The sequence below is a fragment of the Burkholderia sp. HAN2018 genome (genome assembly GCF_024704855.1).
Lineage (GTDB): Bacteria > Pseudomonadota > Gammaproteobacteria > Burkholderiales > Burkholderiaceae > Burkholderia > Burkholderia cepacia.
In genome coordinates, this window is sequence record NZ_QOBB01000085.1 from 13205 (window position 1) to 28272 (window position 15068).

The window sequence follows — 15068 nt, forward strand, 5'->3', positions numbered from 1 at the left end:
GCGCTCAGGCCGCCGCCTCGGTCCCCGCCCGCAGGCGGTACTTCAGCACCTTCCCGGCCGCACTCGTCGGCAGTTGCTCGACGAACGTGAAATAACGCGGCACCTTGTAGTTCGCCATGTTGCGGCGCGCCCAGTCGTTCAGTTCGTCGGCGTCGGCATGCGCGCCCGGCCGCAGCACGACATACGCGTGCCCGACCTCGCCGAGCCGCGTATCGGGCACGCCGACCAGCGCGACCTGTGCGATCGCCGGATGCGCGGCGAGCAGCCGCTCGATCTCGGCCGGATAGCAGTTGAAGCCGCCGACGATGAACATGTCCTTGATGCGGTCGGTGATCTTCAGGTTGCCGTTCGCGTCGACGCAGCCGAGATCGCCCGTATGCAGCCAGCCATCGGGATCGACGGTTTCGCGCGTCGCGTCCGGCTGGTTGAAATAGCCGCGCATCACGTTGTAGCCGCGCACCCAGATCTCGCCGGTCTCGTCCGGCCCGAGCGGCGCGCCGCCCGGCCCCGCGATGCGCAATTCGACATCCGGCATCGGCCGGCCGGACGTACAGGCGACCGTCTGCGCATCGTCGCCTTGGCGGCACAGCGTCGCGAAGCCGCACGATTCGGTCAGCCCGTAGCCGGTCAGCACCGTCTCGAAGCCGAGCTCGGCGCGCATCCGTTCGATCAGGCTCGGGGCGATCGCCGCCGCGCCCGTGACCGCGATCCGCAGCGACGACAGGTCGCGCGTCGCGCGATCGGGCGCGTCGAGCAGCGCGTAGTACAGCGTCGGCGGGCCGGGCAGCACCGATATGCGGTCGTCGGCAACGCGCCGCAGCACGTCGGCCGGCTGGAACACGAGATGCGGCAGCACGGTCGCGCCGCTCGACAGCGCGGCGAGCCAGCCCGCCTTGTAGCCGAACGTGTGGAAGAACGGATTGACGATCAGGTAGCGGTCGTCAGGACGCACGCCGGCGATCGCCGCCCACGCCTGCGCGGCGCGCAGGTTCTGGCCGTGCGCGGTCATCACGCCCTTCGGGCGGCCCGTCGTGCCGGACGTGAACATCAGGTCCATCACGGTGTCGGGCGTCACCTGCGCCTCGCGTTCGCGCACCGCGTTCAGCGGCACCTCGGCGCCGCGCGCGAGGAACGCGTTCCAGGTCTCGTCGTGCGCGCCGGGCGGCGGTTCGCCATCGAACACGACGACGCGCTCGAGCGTCGCCGGCCGATGCGGCGCGAGCATCGCCGGATAGGATTCGCCGAGGAACGTGCCGCAGCAGAACAGCAGCCGCGCGCCGCCGTCGTGCAGGATGCCGCCCACCTCCATCCCCTTCATCCGCGTATTGACCGGCACGAGGATCGCGCCGACGGTGTGGATCGCCAGCGCCGCGACGATCCATTGCGGCAGGTTCGGCGCCCACATCGCGATGCGGTCGCCGGCCTCGATGCCGCTCGCGAGCAGCGCGCGGGCCGCATCGAGGCGGGCCGTGTCGAGTTCCGCGTAGGTCAGCCGGCCGTGCTCCGACTCGATCGCCGGATGCGCGCCGTGGCGCGCGGCTGCCCGTGCGATCAGCGCGGGCGTGGTCAGGATTTCGTTGTCCATCGTCATAGATCAGGGTGGCCGTGCGCGCCGCCGGCGCGCATCGGCTCAGTCGGGAAACACCACGCGCAGTGCGTCGCTCGCGGGCCGTGCGCAACAGGCGAGCGTCCAGCCGGCCGCGATCTCGTCGTCGTCGAGCACGTGGTTGCTGTCGAGCGCGACCTCGCCGCGCTCGATCCGGCACATGCACGCGCCGCATTGCCCCATCCGGCAGGAATTCGGCGCCGGCACGCCGGCGCGCAGCATCGCGTCGAGCAGCGTTTCGCCGGGCGCGCTGTCGAACGCGAACGCGTCGCCGTCGAGCACCGTCTCGATCGCCGCACCGTCGCCGGGCGCCGATGCTGCCGCCGTTGCCGCCGTAGTCGCGGCCTGCGCCGGCGCATCGGGCAACGACGCGAACCGCTCGACATGCACGCGCGCACGCGGCAGCCCGAGGCCGAGCATCGCGGCCAGCGCGTTCTCCATGAACAGCGCGGGCCCGCAGATGAACGTCTCCTGCCGGCTGAACGGCCGCGCGAGTTCCTCGAGATGACGCTGCTGCGGAATGCCCTGCACGCTGTCGAGCCAGTGGATCACGCGCACGCGCCCGGGATGGCGCTGCGCGAGCTGCTGAAGTTCGTCGCGGAAAATCACCGAGCGTTCGTCGCGGTTCGCGTAGATCAGCGTCAGCATCCCGCGCCCGTGCACGAGCGCCGATTTCAGGATCGACAGCACGGGCGTGATGCCGCTGCCGCCCGCGAACAGCAGCAGGTCGCCGTCGAGCGCGCGCGGCGTGAACACGCCGGCCGGCGGCAGCACCTCGAGCGTGTCGCCCGCCTGCACGCGGTCGCACAGCCAGTTCGACGCCCGGCCGTCGCGCACGCGCTTGACGGTGATCTTCGGCGCGGCGTCGATGCCGGGCGCGCTCGACAGCGAATAGCAGCGCGCAACGGCCGCGTCCGCGCACGGCACGTTCAGCGTCAGGAACTGCCCGGGCCGGTACGCGAATGCGTCGCGCAACGCGGTCGGCACGTCGAACACGAACGAGCACGCGTCGTCGCTTTCGGCAATCACTTCGGCAACGGTCAGCCGATGGAAGCGCGAATCGCTCATCGCCGGCTCCTCACGTCACGCGGCCGCACGGGCCACCGGCGCGCCGGGCGTCGTGTAGGCGCCGTCGAGATAGACGAGCGGATCGACGTCGCCGCACATCAGCACCTCGCGAATGCGCCCGATGAACACCGTATGCGTGCCGTATTCGAAGCGGCCGTCCTGCTCGCAAACGAGGCTCGCCTGCGAATCGCGCAGATAGGGCACGCCGTGCGGCGACGTGTGCCAGTCGCCGGTCGTGAAGCGCGCTTCGCCCTTCAGCCGGCCGCTGCAGTCGATCGCGATGCCTTCGTGGCGGGCCGACAGCACGTTCACGCAGAACGGGGCGCCCGCATCGAGCGGCGGATACAGCGACGCGGTGCGGTTGATGCAGATCAGCAGCGAAGGCGGATCGGTCGACAGCGAGTCGACCGCCGTCGCGGACATCGAGTAGCGCCGGCCGTCGTGCGCGCTGCTGATGACCGTGACGGAGCGCGCGAGGCGGCGCATCGCGAGCAGCATGTCGGTGCGCAGCGGATGGGGGGTGAGATCGCTCATCATTGGACTCCGTCAAGTTCAGTCGTGGATGGCCGGGCCGGCCGGCCGCCGGCGTCGGCCGCGTGCGCGGCCAGGTGATCGGCGGCGATATACCCGAAGGTCATCGCCGGGCCGAGCGTCGAGCCCGCGCCGGGGTAGCTCGCGCCCATCATCGACGCGCTGGTGTTGCCGATCGCGTAAAGGCCGGCGATCGGCTCGCCGTCGGCGCGCAGCACGCGGGCCAGCGCGTCGGTGACGAGCCCGCCCTTCGTGCCGATGTCGCCCGCGTCGATCCGCACCGCGTAGAACGGCGCCTGGTCGACCGGCCCGAGGCACGGGTTCGGCTCGTTCCGCGGATCGCCGTAATACGTATCGAACGCGTTGTCGCCCTTGCCGAACGCCTCGTCGATTCCGGTCGCCGCGTAGCGCGCCATGTCGCGCAGCGTGTCGTGCAGCCCGGCCGCGTCGACGCCGATGCGCGCCGCAAGCGCGTCGATCGTGTCGGCCTTCACGAGCACGTCGCGAAACGCTGCCGGGATCCGCGCATCGGGCATCATCGACGCCGGCATGATCGGCCCGCACGGATACTTGCGGCGAAACCGCGCGTCGAACACCATCCATGCGGGCACGCTCGCGCCGGTGCGCGCATGGTCGCGATACATCGCCGGCACGAATTCGGAATACGGCGCGGCTTCGTTGACGAAGCGCTTGCCGAGGCCGTTGACGATCACGCAGCCCGGCAGGTTGCGTTCGACGAACAGCGCGCGCTGTTTCTCCTCGCCGGCGACCCCGACCGTCGGTGCGCCCCACACGTGTTCCATCAGCGCCAGCGCGCCGCCGAGCCGATGGCCTTCGGCGATCGCATCGCCGGCGTTGGCAGGCGGCGTCGCGCTCCACAGCGCCTGCGTCGGCTGCGGCAGGTAGCGTTCGCGCATCGGCTGGTTACGCTCGAAACCGCCCGCGCCGAGGATCACGCCGCGTCGCGCGGCGATCGTCACGGGCTGCCCGAAGCGCTGCGCGCGCACGCCCGTCACGCGGCCGTCCACGTCGAGCAGGTCGCGCATCGGCGTGTCGAGCCACACCGGCACGTTGCGCTCGAGCAGCGCGCGGCGCAGCCCGCCAATCAGTGCGTTGCCGAGCGTCAGGCGCCGGTCGCGCCGCGTGCGGCGGCGCATGCCGATATCGAGCCAGTAACGGCCGAACTGTGCGATCGCGAGCTTCATGAAGCCGGGCCCGCGCGAGAACAGCGTGTGCGCTTCCTTCGACGTCACCGCCACGCGCCCGCCGATCAGCGTGCCGGGCGACGGCGGACGCAGCCGGTCGAGCTCGTCGCCGAGCAGCCCGCCGTCGAACGGCAGCGGATCGAGCGCGCGATAACCCGGCATCGCGCCCGGCACCTTCTGGAAATAGTCCGCGTACTTCGGCAGCGACTGGTAGCGCACCGGGGTCTTCGATTCGAGGTAGCGCAGCATCTCCGGCGCGCGGTCGAGATACGTGTCGAGCTTCTCGGGCGTCGACGCGCCGGCCACGCAGGCTTCGATGTAGCCGCGCGCGGCCTCGCGCGAATCGGTCGCGCCCAGCTCGGCGATATGGTGGTTGCACGGCACCCAGATGCCGCCGCCCGACACGGCCGACGTGCCGCCGTACAGCGCCGTCTTCTCGATCACGACGACGGACAGGCCGCGGTCGGCCGCGCGGCACGCGGCGAGCAGCGCACCCGCGCCCGAACCGACGACCACCACGTCGAACACGTATTGCTGTGCTTGCGGGTCGTTCATCGCGTCTCCGTCAGATGAAGAAGTCGGTGTTCTCGCGGCCGAGCATCACGGCGCCGAGGTTCTGGCCGAAACGGTCGACGTTGTTCGCGTAATGCGCGCGGGCCGCATGCAGGTCGAGGAAGCGGCGCACCAGCGGATTGCGGTGATAGATGCCGTTGCCGCCCGCGTAGCGCAGCAGCGCGTTCGCCGCCTGCGCGCAGCGCTCGGCGACCTGCGCGGACTGGTAGCGGAAATGCACGCGGCGCTCGATCGACACGGCCGGCCCGCCCGTCACCGACGCCATCAGTTCCGCGAAATTGCGCTTGAGCAGCACCTTCATCTCGTCGATCGCGACCGCCGCGTTCGCGCACGCGTTCTGCGCACCCGGATCGTCGGTCGTCTTCGCGCCGCTGTTGGCCGATACGCGCGTGGCCGCATAACCGGTGAAATCGTCGAGCGCGCCCTGCAGCGCGCCGATGCACGACGTGCACACGGCGCGCACGAAGATCTGCGCGAACGGCAGCCTGAACAGCGGCGCATCGTTGACGGCGAGGCCCGGGCTCGTGCCCATCATCCCGTCGATGGCCTTGTGCGTGCGGTACGCGGGCACGAACACGTCGTCGACGACGATGTCGTGGCTGCCCGTCGCGCGCAGGCCGAGCACGTCCCAGTCCTGCTGGATCCGGTAATCGGATTTCGGCAGCAGGAAGGTGCGGTATTCGGGCGGCTGGCCGGCCTCGGCCGGCGGCACCAGTGCGCCGAGGAACACCCATTCGCACAGTTCGCTGCCGCTCGAGAACTTCCAGTGGCCCGACAGGCGGAAGCCGCCGTCGACCGACGTGACGCGGCCGACCGGCATGTAGGTCGACGCGATCAGCGTCGCCGGGTCGTTGCCCCACACGTCCTGCTGCGCGCGCGCGTCGAACAGCGCGAGCTGCCAGTTGTGCACGCCGACGACGCCGTACACCCACGCGGTCGACATGCAGCCGCGCGCGAGTGCCATCTGGATGTCGAAGAACGCCTGCGGATCGAGCTCGTAGCCGCCGTAGCGCTTCGGCTGCAGCACCTTGAAGAAACCGGCGGCCTGCATGTCGGCGATCGTCTCGGCCGGGATGCGGCCCTGCGCTTCCGCCTGCGCGGCGCGGCCGGCCAGCGTCGGCGCCAGCGCCTCGGCCCGGGCGATCAGCGTGGCGGCCAATGCGTTCGAATCGTTGTCGCGATGCACGAATGTCTCCTGTGGAACGGGGGCTGCGCCGCGGCGCCCGCCCCGCTCTCGTTCAAAGTTGTCCGGCGCGGCCTGGCCGCGGGCGATGCTCGCCACCACCGATGGTCGGCTTCGCGCGACCGCGCCGCATCGTCCGACCGGACGGGACGACGGGCGCGGCCCGCCCCGCCTTACGCGCAGGCACGCTCCTTCTCCTTGTTGAAGAACGGGATCACGTGCTCGCCGATATTGCGGATCGTCTCCATCTGCGCTTCGTGCGGCACCGTCCCCATCTGGCACAGGAACAGCACTTCGTCGACGCCGGCTTCCTGCAGGCGGCCGACATAGCCGATGCAGTCGTCCACCGTGCCGTACGCGTGGTTCGGGTTCATCATCGCGAGCGCCGGATCGGCGAAGTTCACGACGACTTCCTCCGACGCGAAGCGCGAGCGGATCACCATCTCGCCGGTGTCGGCCTGCACGAGGTCGTCGCCCCACTTCGCCGGGTCCGGACGCTCGCCGCCCGTGTACCAGTACGCGAGCGATTCCATGAAGTAGCGCTGGCCGCGGATGCCGATCTTGCGGGCAGCCTGGCCGTCGGCCATCACGACCGTCGGGCACAGCGCCGCGAGGTGCTGGGTCGGGCGGAAGCCGACCTGGTCTTCCGGCTTGCGGTTCGCCCACGCTTCGCGATACACGGCGTTCTTCTTCGCGACTTCATCGGGGCCGCCGAAGCCGAGCACCAGCGCGCCCATCCCGCGCTGGCCGGCGCGCAGCAGCGCGTCGGTGTTGGTGCACGCGAGGTACATCGGCGGGTGCGGGTCCTGGAACGGCTTCGGGTGGATCGGACGCTTCGGGATCTTGATGTACTTGCCGTCGTGCTCGATCTCGTCCTGCACGAACATCTTCGGCACGAGGTACATCGATTCGTCGATCATCGGCTGCAGCTCGTTGAGGTCGTAGCCGAACGCGCCGGCTTCCTGCTGGCTCCCGCCCTTGCCGACGCCGAAGTGCACGCGGCCGCCCGACAGGATGTCGAGCAGCGCGACGCGCTCGGCGACCTTGATCGGGTGGTTCATCGCGGGCGGCAGGCACACGACGCCGTGGCCGAGGCCGATGCGCGTCGTGCGGCCGGCCAGGTACGCAAGGAAGGTTTCCGGCGCGCTCATGTGCGCATAGTTGGTCAGCGACGTGTGCTCCACGCACCAGATCGTGTCGAAGCCGACCTGCTCGGCGAGCAGCGCCTGTTCGACCGTCTCCTTGAATACCCGGTGGTCGCCCTCGCGCGATGCGTCGGTGGTCTGGGCTTCGTAGATGAGGGAAAACTTCATTGCGTGCGTCTCCATGTATGTTGGACGAGTCGGGGTCGCGCAGCCCGCCCGCACGATACGGACGAATAGCGACGGTCCACGGATGGGAGTGTCGGCGCGCGGCCGGGCGCGGGCATCGTCTGTTCGGAGTATCGGCACGCGTGCGGGGACAGAGGGGTTTCACGGTCATCCGATCGGACTGCGTGAGCGCACGAACGGCGCGCTAGCATCGAACGGCGGCACGTTGCACGCCGCCCACATCAAGACAAGGGAGATCCGGGATGAAGGTATCGATGCTGCTGTATCCCGTCGACGACATCGACACGGCGCTGCCGCTGTTCGTCGACGGGCTGGGCCTGAACGTGAAGTTCCGCGACGGCGATCGTTATTGCGCGCTCGACGGCGGCCCGCTGACGATCGCGCTGGTCGCGGGCGACGAGCAGATCGTCGAGCGCGCGGCGCTCACGCTGCGCGTCGACGAGGACGACGACCTGTATGCGGCGATGGCGCGGGTCGTGAAGGCCGGCGCGTCGGTGCGCGTGCCCGTGCAGGCCGGGCCGCACGAATACCGCGCGGTGCTGGAGGACAAGAACGGCGCGCTGCTGGTGATTTCGCAGAAGCGGGCTGCGTGACGGCCGCATGACGGTCGCATGATGGAGCGCGTCACATCGCGTTGCGCGGGCGCCGGAGCCGGGCGCGTCGCGCGTGGCGAGCCCGTTACGCGTTCGCGCCCGGTGTGCTCAGGTCGCTCGCTTCCAGCAATTCGAGCAGCGTGCGCGCCGGCTGGCTGAGCCGCTTCGCGGCCAGCGCGATGAATTCGATGTCGGGCAGCTCGGGCAGCGCGCCGCCGTTGACCAGCGGCGCCAGCCCGCCCGTCGACAAATAGTGCGACGTCGCGGTCAAGCCGAGCCCCGCGCGCGCGGCCGCGATGCAGCCCGGCTGGCTGCTGCTCGAACACACGACTTCCCAGCCGATGCCCTTCTCGGCGAGCGCGTTCAGGACGATCGCGCGCGTCACGCTCGGCTCGGCGACCAGCACGAGCGGCAGCGGCCGCTCCGGATCGACGACGGTGCCGGGCCGCGCGACCCACTCGAGCCGCGTGCGCAGGAGCGGCGTGCCGCGCCGCTCGCCGAGCCGCCGCTTGCCGATCATCAGGTCGAGCGCCCCCGCGTCCAGCCCTTCGTAGAGCCGGCTCGTCATGCCGGTGGTGATCTCCAGCGCGACGTCCGGGTGCGCGGCGCGAAACCCGGCCAGCACGTCCGGCAACGCGACGAGCGCGAGATCGTCCGGCGCGCCGAGCCGCACCAGGCCCTGCAGCCTCGGCTTGCGGAATTGCGATTCCGCGCGGTTCAGCGCCTGCAGGATCACGTTCGCATGCACGAGCAGCGCCTCGCCGTCGGCCGTCATCGCGATCGAATGGGTGTCGCGCACGAACAGCCGCCGCCCGACGCTTTCTTCGAGACGACGGATGTGTTCGCTGACGCTCGACTGGTTGAGCCCGAGTTGCCGGCCCGCTTCGGTGAAGCTGCGGCAATTCGTGACGGTCGCGAACGTCTTGAGCCAGACGGGATTGAGCATCCCGCATTGTCATCGTTGTTTTCGATGACAGTCAACGTCATCAGGCAGCTTCCCGATGACCATCGGAATCGGTACCATCGTGCGCTTGAAGACCGGCTGGCGCCGTGCCGACGCGCCGCCTGCGCCGACCTTTGCACCATCGAATTCTCCATGTCCCGGGAACCCACACACTCCGCGCTGCTCTGGATCGTCGCCGCTGCGTTCTTCATGCAGTCGCTCGACACGACGATCGTCAACACCGCCCTGCCTTCGATCGCGCAAAGCCTGAACGCGTCGCCGCTCGCGATGCAGCCCGTCGTGGTCGTCTATACGCTGACGATGGCGATGCTCACGCCGGCGTCCGGCTGGCTGGCCGACCGGTTCGGCACGCGCCGCGTGTTCTCGATTGCGATTCTCGTGTTCGTGCTCGCATCGATCGGCTGCGCGGCGTCGCATACGCTCGGCCAGCTCGTCGCCGCGCGCGCGCTGCAGGGCATCGGCGGCTCGATGCTGCTGCCGATCGGGCGGCTCGCCGTGCTGCGCCGCGTGCCGGGCGAACAGTACGTCGCGGCGATCGCGTTCGTGTCGACCGCCGGCCAGCTCGGCCCGATCGTCGGGCCGACGCTCGGCGGCTGGCTCACGCAGGCGATTTCGTGGCACTGGGTGTTCATCGTCAACGTGCCGGTCGGCGTGGTCGGCTTCCTCGTCGTGCAGCGCTACCTGCCGCACGACCAGGCGACGCAACCGCCGCCCTTCGATTTCGTCGGCTGTGCGCTGCTGTCGGTCGCGATGATCGCGCTGTCGCTCGCGATCGACCCGCCGATGCCCGCGCATCGCGCCGCATGGGCGGCCGGGCTCGCGGCGCTCGGGCTGGCGAGCGCGCTCGCGTACCTGCCGTACGCGCGGCGCCGCGCGCAGCCGCTGTTCCGGCTCGGGCTGTTCCGCGAGCCGAATTTCGGTTCGGGGCTGCTCGGCAACCTGCTGTGCCGGATCGGCACGAGTTCGGTGCCGTTCATGCTGCCGCTGCTGATGCAGGTGCAGCTCGGCTATACGCCGCTGCAATCGGGGCTGATGATGCTGCCGGCCGCGATCGCGGGGGTCATCGCGAAACGCTGGATCGCGCCGCTCGTGAAGCGCTTCGGCTATGCGGCGTTCCTGGTCGTGAATACGGGGATCGTCGGGTGTGCGATCGCGGGGTTCGCGCTGGTGTCGGTGCGGCCCGCGCCGGTACTGGAAAGCGTGCTGCTGATCGTGTTCGGCACCGCGAACTCGATGCAGTTCGCGGCGATGAACGGCGTGACGCTCAAGGGGCTGTCGCATGCCGACGCCGGCAGCGGCAACAGCCTGTTCACGATGATGCAGATGCTGGCGATGGGGCTCGGCGTGTCGATCGGCGGCGGCCTCGTCAACCTGTTTGCCGCCTATCGGGGCTCGATGGCGCACGGATTCATGCTGTCGTTCGCGTGCATGGGTGGGGTGACGCTGCTGTCGTCCGTCGTGTTCCGGCGGATCGATACGGCCGCGCCGCCGGCCGGTGCCGCAGCGCGCCCGTCCGCGTGAGCGCGGCCGTCAGTTCACCTGACGGCGCTCGACAACGCGCTTGAGCACCCAGCGAATCGACGAGCCGTCGGCCGGCGGCCGAGCCACGCGGTATTCGTCGATTTCAAGCGTGTACTGGTATCCGGGCTGGTAAGCGAAGCCTTCGATGCCCGCGTACCACAGGCTCCACGGCTCGTTCGGGCTGTTTCGCACCTGCAGGCACTCCATCGGCGCGACGCCCGTGCATCGCGCGGATTGCGGCGCGACCTGGACGGTCCTGGTCACCGGCTTGCCGTCGGCCGGGCGCGCCGCGTTCGGCGCCGTGGCGACCGCGTCGGTCTGGCATCCGGCGAGGAGCGTGCTGCCGGCAATGACGGCCGCGCCGAGCAGCGTTCTGGATTGGCGAATCATCTGATGTTCCTCAGGAAGCGTTGGCGGGCCGATTAGAAATCCTCGCCGCGGGAAAGTTCACAAACACCTTACAGAAACAGGGCCGCCACCTTCATTCGTGGGATGTCGCGCGCGCGCCGGTCCGTTACCGTGATCCGGTTCAGCCGCGCGCATCGCCGCCGGCGGCTCGCACGTGCACGCCGGGCGGCGGGGCCTGTTCAGTCCTGCCGACCCGGTGCCCGCAACAGGAGACAACCCGAATGACCACGACGCCCACGGCCCTGCCGCCGTATCTCTCCCAACGCGGACCTGCGCACGCCCGACGGAATCGAGTGCGGTTTCCGCGTGTGCCCCGGCGGCATCGCCCGTTCGGCGAGCACCGGCCGCCCGGAAAACCGCGACGACAAGGCGCAACGCATACCGGCCACGCCGATGGCGCGGCGCGGCGAGTCACCGCCACATCGCGAAAACGATGACGCGGCTGTGCTCGCCCGCTGCGCGCTTCATTACCGGTCAGGCGATCGCCGTCGACGGCGGGTTCATCGTGTGACGATCGTGTACCATCGACGCTTCCTGATTGGCCTGATCGCGCCGCGTTCGTCCGCCCGCCTCCACGCGTACGATCCGCTCAGCACACCCCGCTTCGCATGACCTCACCCGTTCCGTCCGACGCCGCGCTGCGCCCGCTGCCGATCGATGCGCTGACCGTGCCGGCCGCGCTCGACGGACGCACGGGCACCAACCGCTCGACCGGCACGCATCCGCAGATTGCCGCGACCAACGACCTCGACGCGGTGCGCGCCTGGCTCGCGCGCTTCGTCGACACACCGACCACGTTCCAGAATTACCGCAAGGAAGCCGAGCGCCTGCTGCTGTGGGCCGTGATCGCGTGCGGCAAGCCGCTGTCGTCGCTCACGCACGAAGATCTGATCGTCTACCGGCAGTTCCTGCTCGCGCCCGCGCCGGCCGAGCTGTGGTGCGCGAACGGCGGACGCAAGCATCCGCGCGACGATCCGCGCTGGCGGCCGTTCTACGGGCCGCTGTCGGCGGCCAGCCAGCGGCAGGCGCTGGTGATCCTGAACGTGATGTTCTCGTGGCTCGTGCAGGCCGGTTACCTGGCCGGCAATCCGCTCGCGTTGTCGCGCCAGCGGCAGCGCCGGCCCGCACCGCGTGTCACGCGCCATCTCGGGCAACCGCTGTGGCAGTCGGTCAAGGAGGCGATCGCCGCGATGCCGCGCGACGACGCGCGGGCGCGCTTCCATGCGGACCGCGCGCGGTGGCTGTTCACGCTGCTGTATCTCGGCGGGCTGCGCATCACCGAAGCGGCCGACACGACGATGGGCCAGTTCTTCTGCCGGCGCGACGCGGACGGGCGCGACCGCTGGTGGCTCGACGTGACGGGCAAAGGCGGCCGGCAACGGCTCGTGCCGGCCACCGACGAAATGATGGCCGAGCTGTCGCGCTACCGGCGCGCGCACGGCCTGCCCGCGTTGCCGTCCGACGGCGAGTCCACGCCGCTCGTGCTGCCGGTCGGCCAGGCACGCAAGCCGCTCACGCGCGCGGCGCTGCACCGGATCGTGAAGCAGGTGTTCCGGCACGCGGCCGACCGGCTGCGCGCGAACGGCGAAGCGGGCGAGCAGCAGGCACGCGTGCTCGAACAGGCATCCGCGCACTGGCTGCGCCACAGCGCGGGCTCGCACATGGCCGACGGCCGCGTCGACCTGCGGCTCGTGCGCGACAACCTCGGCCACGTGTCGCTCACGACGACGAGCCAGTACCTGCATGCGGACGACGACTGGCGGCATCGCGAGACGGAGGAGAAGCACCGGATCGGATGGTAGGCGCGCACCGGCCTGACGGCTCCCGGCTCGCACGCTACATCGGCGCTCAGTGATCGAGTTCGAGCCCGCCCAGGCCGCCGTTGCTGCGGCATTTCGCGCGGTCGCTTTTCGCCGGCACGTCGATCTGGCCGCACAGCACGTCGATGCGCTTGCGGTAGCTGTCGATCAGGCACTGCGTCGTCGTGCAGCGGTTACGCGCCTTCAGCCACGCCCTCTGCGTCGCCATGAACTGCTCGTGCTCGGGCGGATGCTCGACCGGATAGTTGCTGAAGTCGTCGAGCATGTGCTGGAAATCAGCGTTGAGCGCATCGTCGAGACGCGACAACGTCGGATTGGCGCAGATTTCACGCTCCACGAACGTGGACGCCTTCGTGCAGTTGAACGACGCGGCGTGCGCGCCGGTCATGCCGGCGACGACGGCCAGCGCAACGAGCCATGCTTTCATGTGGGTGCCGTAACGAAGAAAACGGCGGCCGCGGATCGGCTCGCCGTGGCGGACGAACGGGAATGCGCGTCGCCGGAAGCCCGTCGCCGGATGCCCGTCGCCGGGATCCGGCAGCTTAGGGCAACGTGCATCGCAGTTCAATACGCGACGCCGCTTCCCCGTACCCTCGCCGCACGCCGCGCGGCACGTCACGCCCGATCAGTACACGCCCACCCAGTGCCCGGGCACCCACGCCCAGTGATTGCCGGCCCACCGGTAATGCCCCTTCGCCCAGCGATAGCCCGGCGCGGGCATCGGCGGCGGCGTCTCGACGATCGGCGCCGGCTGCGGCGGCCGCACGGGCTCGACCACGCAGGCGGACATCAGCGTCGCACTGGCCGCTACCAGCACGGTGAGCGAAACGGAGCGGATCTTCATCATCTTGCATTCTCCCTTTTGTGTCGTGAATGAATCGGCGCGCATCACGCCGTGCCGCGAATCAGCCCGCTCATCGGCCGCATCGCGCCGCTTTCGGCGAACAGCGCGGACGCGGTGCGGTGCGGATCGAGCCGCAGGCTTTCGGCGGCGGCGCCCGAGATCAGCGCGTCGAGCGACGCGGTCGGCTTCAGGTCGCGCCCTTCGTACAGGTCGCCCGGCCGCAACCCCGGCCAGTCGGCGATCACGCGGCCGCCCGCGACCGCGCCGCCCGCGAGCATTGCGACCGACGCCTGCCCGTGATCGGTGCCGCCCGTGCCGTTCGCGGCGGCCGTGCGGCCGAACTCGGTCGCCACCAGCACCGTGGTCTGCTGCCATGCGGGCCCGAGGCCGTCGCGCAGCGCGGCGAGCATCGTGTCGAGCGCTTTCAGTTGATTCGCGAGCCGCGCGTTCTGCGCACTGTGCGTGTCCCAGCCGCCCGTTTCGATCATCGCGATGCGCGGGCCGTCGTCGCGCGCGAGAAACGTCGCGGCGAGCTTGCCGACACCCGCCGGATCCTGCCGCGCATGCGCATCGCCGGCGAGGCCGCGCGCATCCATCGCCGATTGCCACAACGGGCCGAGCTGCGCGTCGGCCTCGTAGAGCGCCGACACGCGCGCGAGCAGGTCGTCCGGCGCGGCCGGCAAACCGGACGGCGCGTACGACGCCGCCTGCACGGTGCCGCGCAGCGCGAGCGGCACGGTCGGTGCGAACGCGATCGCGCTTTCGCGCGTCGCCGGCAGCAGCGCGGCGAGCCGGTTCAGCCACCCGTCCTTCACCTGGTACGGCGCGCGGCCGCCCGTCTCGAGCACGTTCTGGCCGTCGAAATGCGAGCGGTCGCGATACGGCGACGCGATCGCATGAACGAACAGCGCCTGCCCGTCGCGGTACAACTGCGCGGTCTGCACGAGCGACGGATGCAATGCGAACGTGCCGTCGAGCCGCGTCGCGGCCGCCGTGTCGATCGCCAGCGGGCCGCGCAGCGACGCATACGCGGGTTCGGCATACGGCACCAGCGTGTTCAGGCCGTCGGCGGCGCCGCGCTGGATCACGAACACGAAGCGCCGGTCGGTCTCGACGTTCGCGAATACGATCCGCGGCGCGACGAGCATCGCGCCGGCGCCGGCGGCCGCCACGCGCAGGAATTGTCGGCGGGACAGTGCCATGGTCATCTCCGTTGGAAATCGGGCGATACGAGCAGCAAGGCGAGCGACGTGGTCGCGCTTTCGGCGCGCGACAGTGCGGTCGCCGTCGGCGCGCTCAGCGAACCCGCGAGCAGCGTGTTGCCGAGCGTGCGCGGATCGAGCCGGTCGCCCGTGCGTGCGGCCAGCCGCTGCGCCAGCTCGACGCGGCGCACGAGCGCATCGGGCGCGGCCCAGCTCGCG

Annotated in this window: 16 protein-coding genes; 4 read left to right on the forward strand and 12 right to left on the reverse strand. The window is 70.3% G+C overall.

Annotated elements, in window-relative coordinates:
• Positions 1-4: 4 nt before the first annotated feature.
• The 6 genes from DPV74_RS21145 to DPV74_RS21170 form a co-directional block, all read right to left on the reverse strand.
• Positions 5-1591: a FadD3 family acyl-CoA ligase gene (locus DPV74_RS21145; protein ID WP_119337905.1), complete on the reverse strand. Its 1587-nt coding sequence runs from the start codon at positions 1589-1591 to the stop codon at positions 5-7.
• A 39-nt stretch (positions 1592-1630) separates the two neighbouring features.
• On the reverse strand, positions 1631-2674 hold the full coding sequence (locus DPV74_RS21150; RefSeq protein ID WP_119337906.1) for a ferredoxin--NADP reductase: 1044 nt from the start codon (positions 2672-2674) through the stop codon (positions 1631-1633).
• A 15-nt stretch (positions 2675-2689) separates the two neighbouring features.
• A complete protein-coding gene (locus DPV74_RS21155; protein ID WP_021159417.1) occupies positions 2690-3208 on the reverse strand; it encodes a flavin reductase family protein in 519 nt (172 codons plus the stop codon).
• Positions 3208-4965 carry an FAD-dependent oxidoreductase gene (locus DPV74_RS21160; protein ID WP_119337907.1) on the reverse strand — a complete coding sequence of 586 codons (1758 nt, stop codon included), beginning with the start codon at positions 4963-4965 and terminating at the stop codon, positions 3208-3210. The genes DPV74_RS21155 and DPV74_RS21160 overlap by 1 nt, the downstream gene beginning before the upstream one ends.
• 10 nt (positions 4966-4975) lie before the next feature.
• A complete protein-coding gene (locus DPV74_RS21165) occupies positions 4976-6169 on the reverse strand; it encodes an acyl-CoA dehydrogenase family protein (RefSeq protein ID WP_119337908.1) in 1194 nt (397 codons plus the stop codon).
• A gap of 170 nt (positions 6170-6339) precedes the next feature.
• Positions 6340-7479, reverse strand: coding sequence for an LLM class flavin-dependent oxidoreductase (locus DPV74_RS21170; RefSeq protein WP_011355016.1), 1140 nt, complete (start codon positions 7477-7479; stop codon positions 6340-6342).
• 260 nt (positions 7480-7739) lie between these two features.
• Here DPV74_RS21170 and DPV74_RS21175 point away from each other — a divergent pair, with 260 nt between their 5' ends.
• Positions 7740-8090, forward strand: a complete 351-nt coding sequence (locus DPV74_RS21175) for a VOC family protein (RefSeq protein WP_011355015.1) — start codon at positions 7740-7742, stop codon at positions 8088-8090.
• An 85-nt stretch (positions 8091-8175) separates the two neighbouring features.
• Here the strand turns inward: DPV74_RS21175 and DPV74_RS21180 are convergent, their stop codons facing one another.
• Positions 8176-9036, reverse strand: coding sequence for a LysR family transcriptional regulator (locus DPV74_RS21180; protein WP_027791767.1), 861 nt, complete (start codon positions 9034-9036; stop codon positions 8176-8178).
• A gap of 150 nt (positions 9037-9186) precedes the next feature.
• Between DPV74_RS21180 and DPV74_RS21185 the strand changes: the two genes are divergently transcribed.
• Entirely contained in the window at positions 9187-10575 is a 1389-nt protein-coding gene (locus tag DPV74_RS21185) for a DHA2 family efflux MFS transporter permease subunit (RefSeq protein ID WP_119337909.1), read from the forward strand.
• A gap of 9 nt (positions 10576-10584) precedes the next feature.
• Here DPV74_RS21185 and DPV74_RS21190 read toward each other — a convergent pair whose 3' ends face one another.
• Positions 10585-10965, reverse strand: coding sequence for a DUF4377 domain-containing protein (locus DPV74_RS21190; RefSeq protein WP_060195556.1), 381 nt, complete (start codon positions 10963-10965; stop codon positions 10585-10587).
• Between the two features lie 214 nt (positions 10966-11179).
• Here DPV74_RS21190 and DPV74_RS42155 point away from each other — a divergent pair, with 214 nt between their 5' ends.
• Both DPV74_RS42155 and DPV74_RS21195 read left to right on the forward strand, forming a co-directional pair.
• Entirely contained in the window at positions 11180-11494 is a 315-nt protein-coding gene (locus DPV74_RS42155; RefSeq protein ID WP_374708976.1) for an SDR family oxidoreductase, read from the forward strand.
• Positions 11495-11591: 97 nt separating this feature from the next.
• Positions 11592-12785 (forward strand): tyrosine-type recombinase/integrase, encoded by a 1194-nt coding sequence (locus DPV74_RS21195; RefSeq protein ID WP_060195554.1) that lies wholly within the window; start codon positions 11592-11594, stop codon positions 12783-12785.
• Between the two features lie 46 nt (positions 12786-12831).
• Here DPV74_RS21195 and DPV74_RS21200 read toward each other — a convergent pair whose 3' ends face one another.
• The 4 genes from DPV74_RS21200 to DPV74_RS21215 form a co-directional block, all read right to left on the reverse strand.
• Positions 12832-13230 carry a lysozyme inhibitor LprI family protein gene (locus DPV74_RS21200; RefSeq protein ID WP_119337911.1) on the reverse strand — a complete coding sequence of 133 codons (399 nt, stop codon included), beginning with the start codon at positions 13228-13230 and terminating at the stop codon, positions 12832-12834.
• Between the two features lie 198 nt (positions 13231-13428).
• Positions 13429-13647, reverse strand: a complete 219-nt coding sequence (locus DPV74_RS21205) for a YXWGXW repeat-containing protein (protein WP_059697769.1) — start codon at positions 13645-13647, stop codon at positions 13429-13431.
• A gap of 44 nt (positions 13648-13691) precedes the next feature.
• Positions 13692-14849 carry a DUF1501 domain-containing protein gene (locus DPV74_RS21210; protein WP_059487968.1) on the reverse strand — a complete coding sequence of 386 codons (1158 nt, stop codon included), beginning with the start codon at positions 14847-14849 and terminating at the stop codon, positions 13692-13694.
• A gap of 2 nt (positions 14850-14851) precedes the next feature.
• Positions 14852-15068 (reverse strand): DUF1800 family protein (locus DPV74_RS21215; RefSeq protein WP_119337912.1); only part of this gene is annotated, 217 nt, incomplete at its 5' end.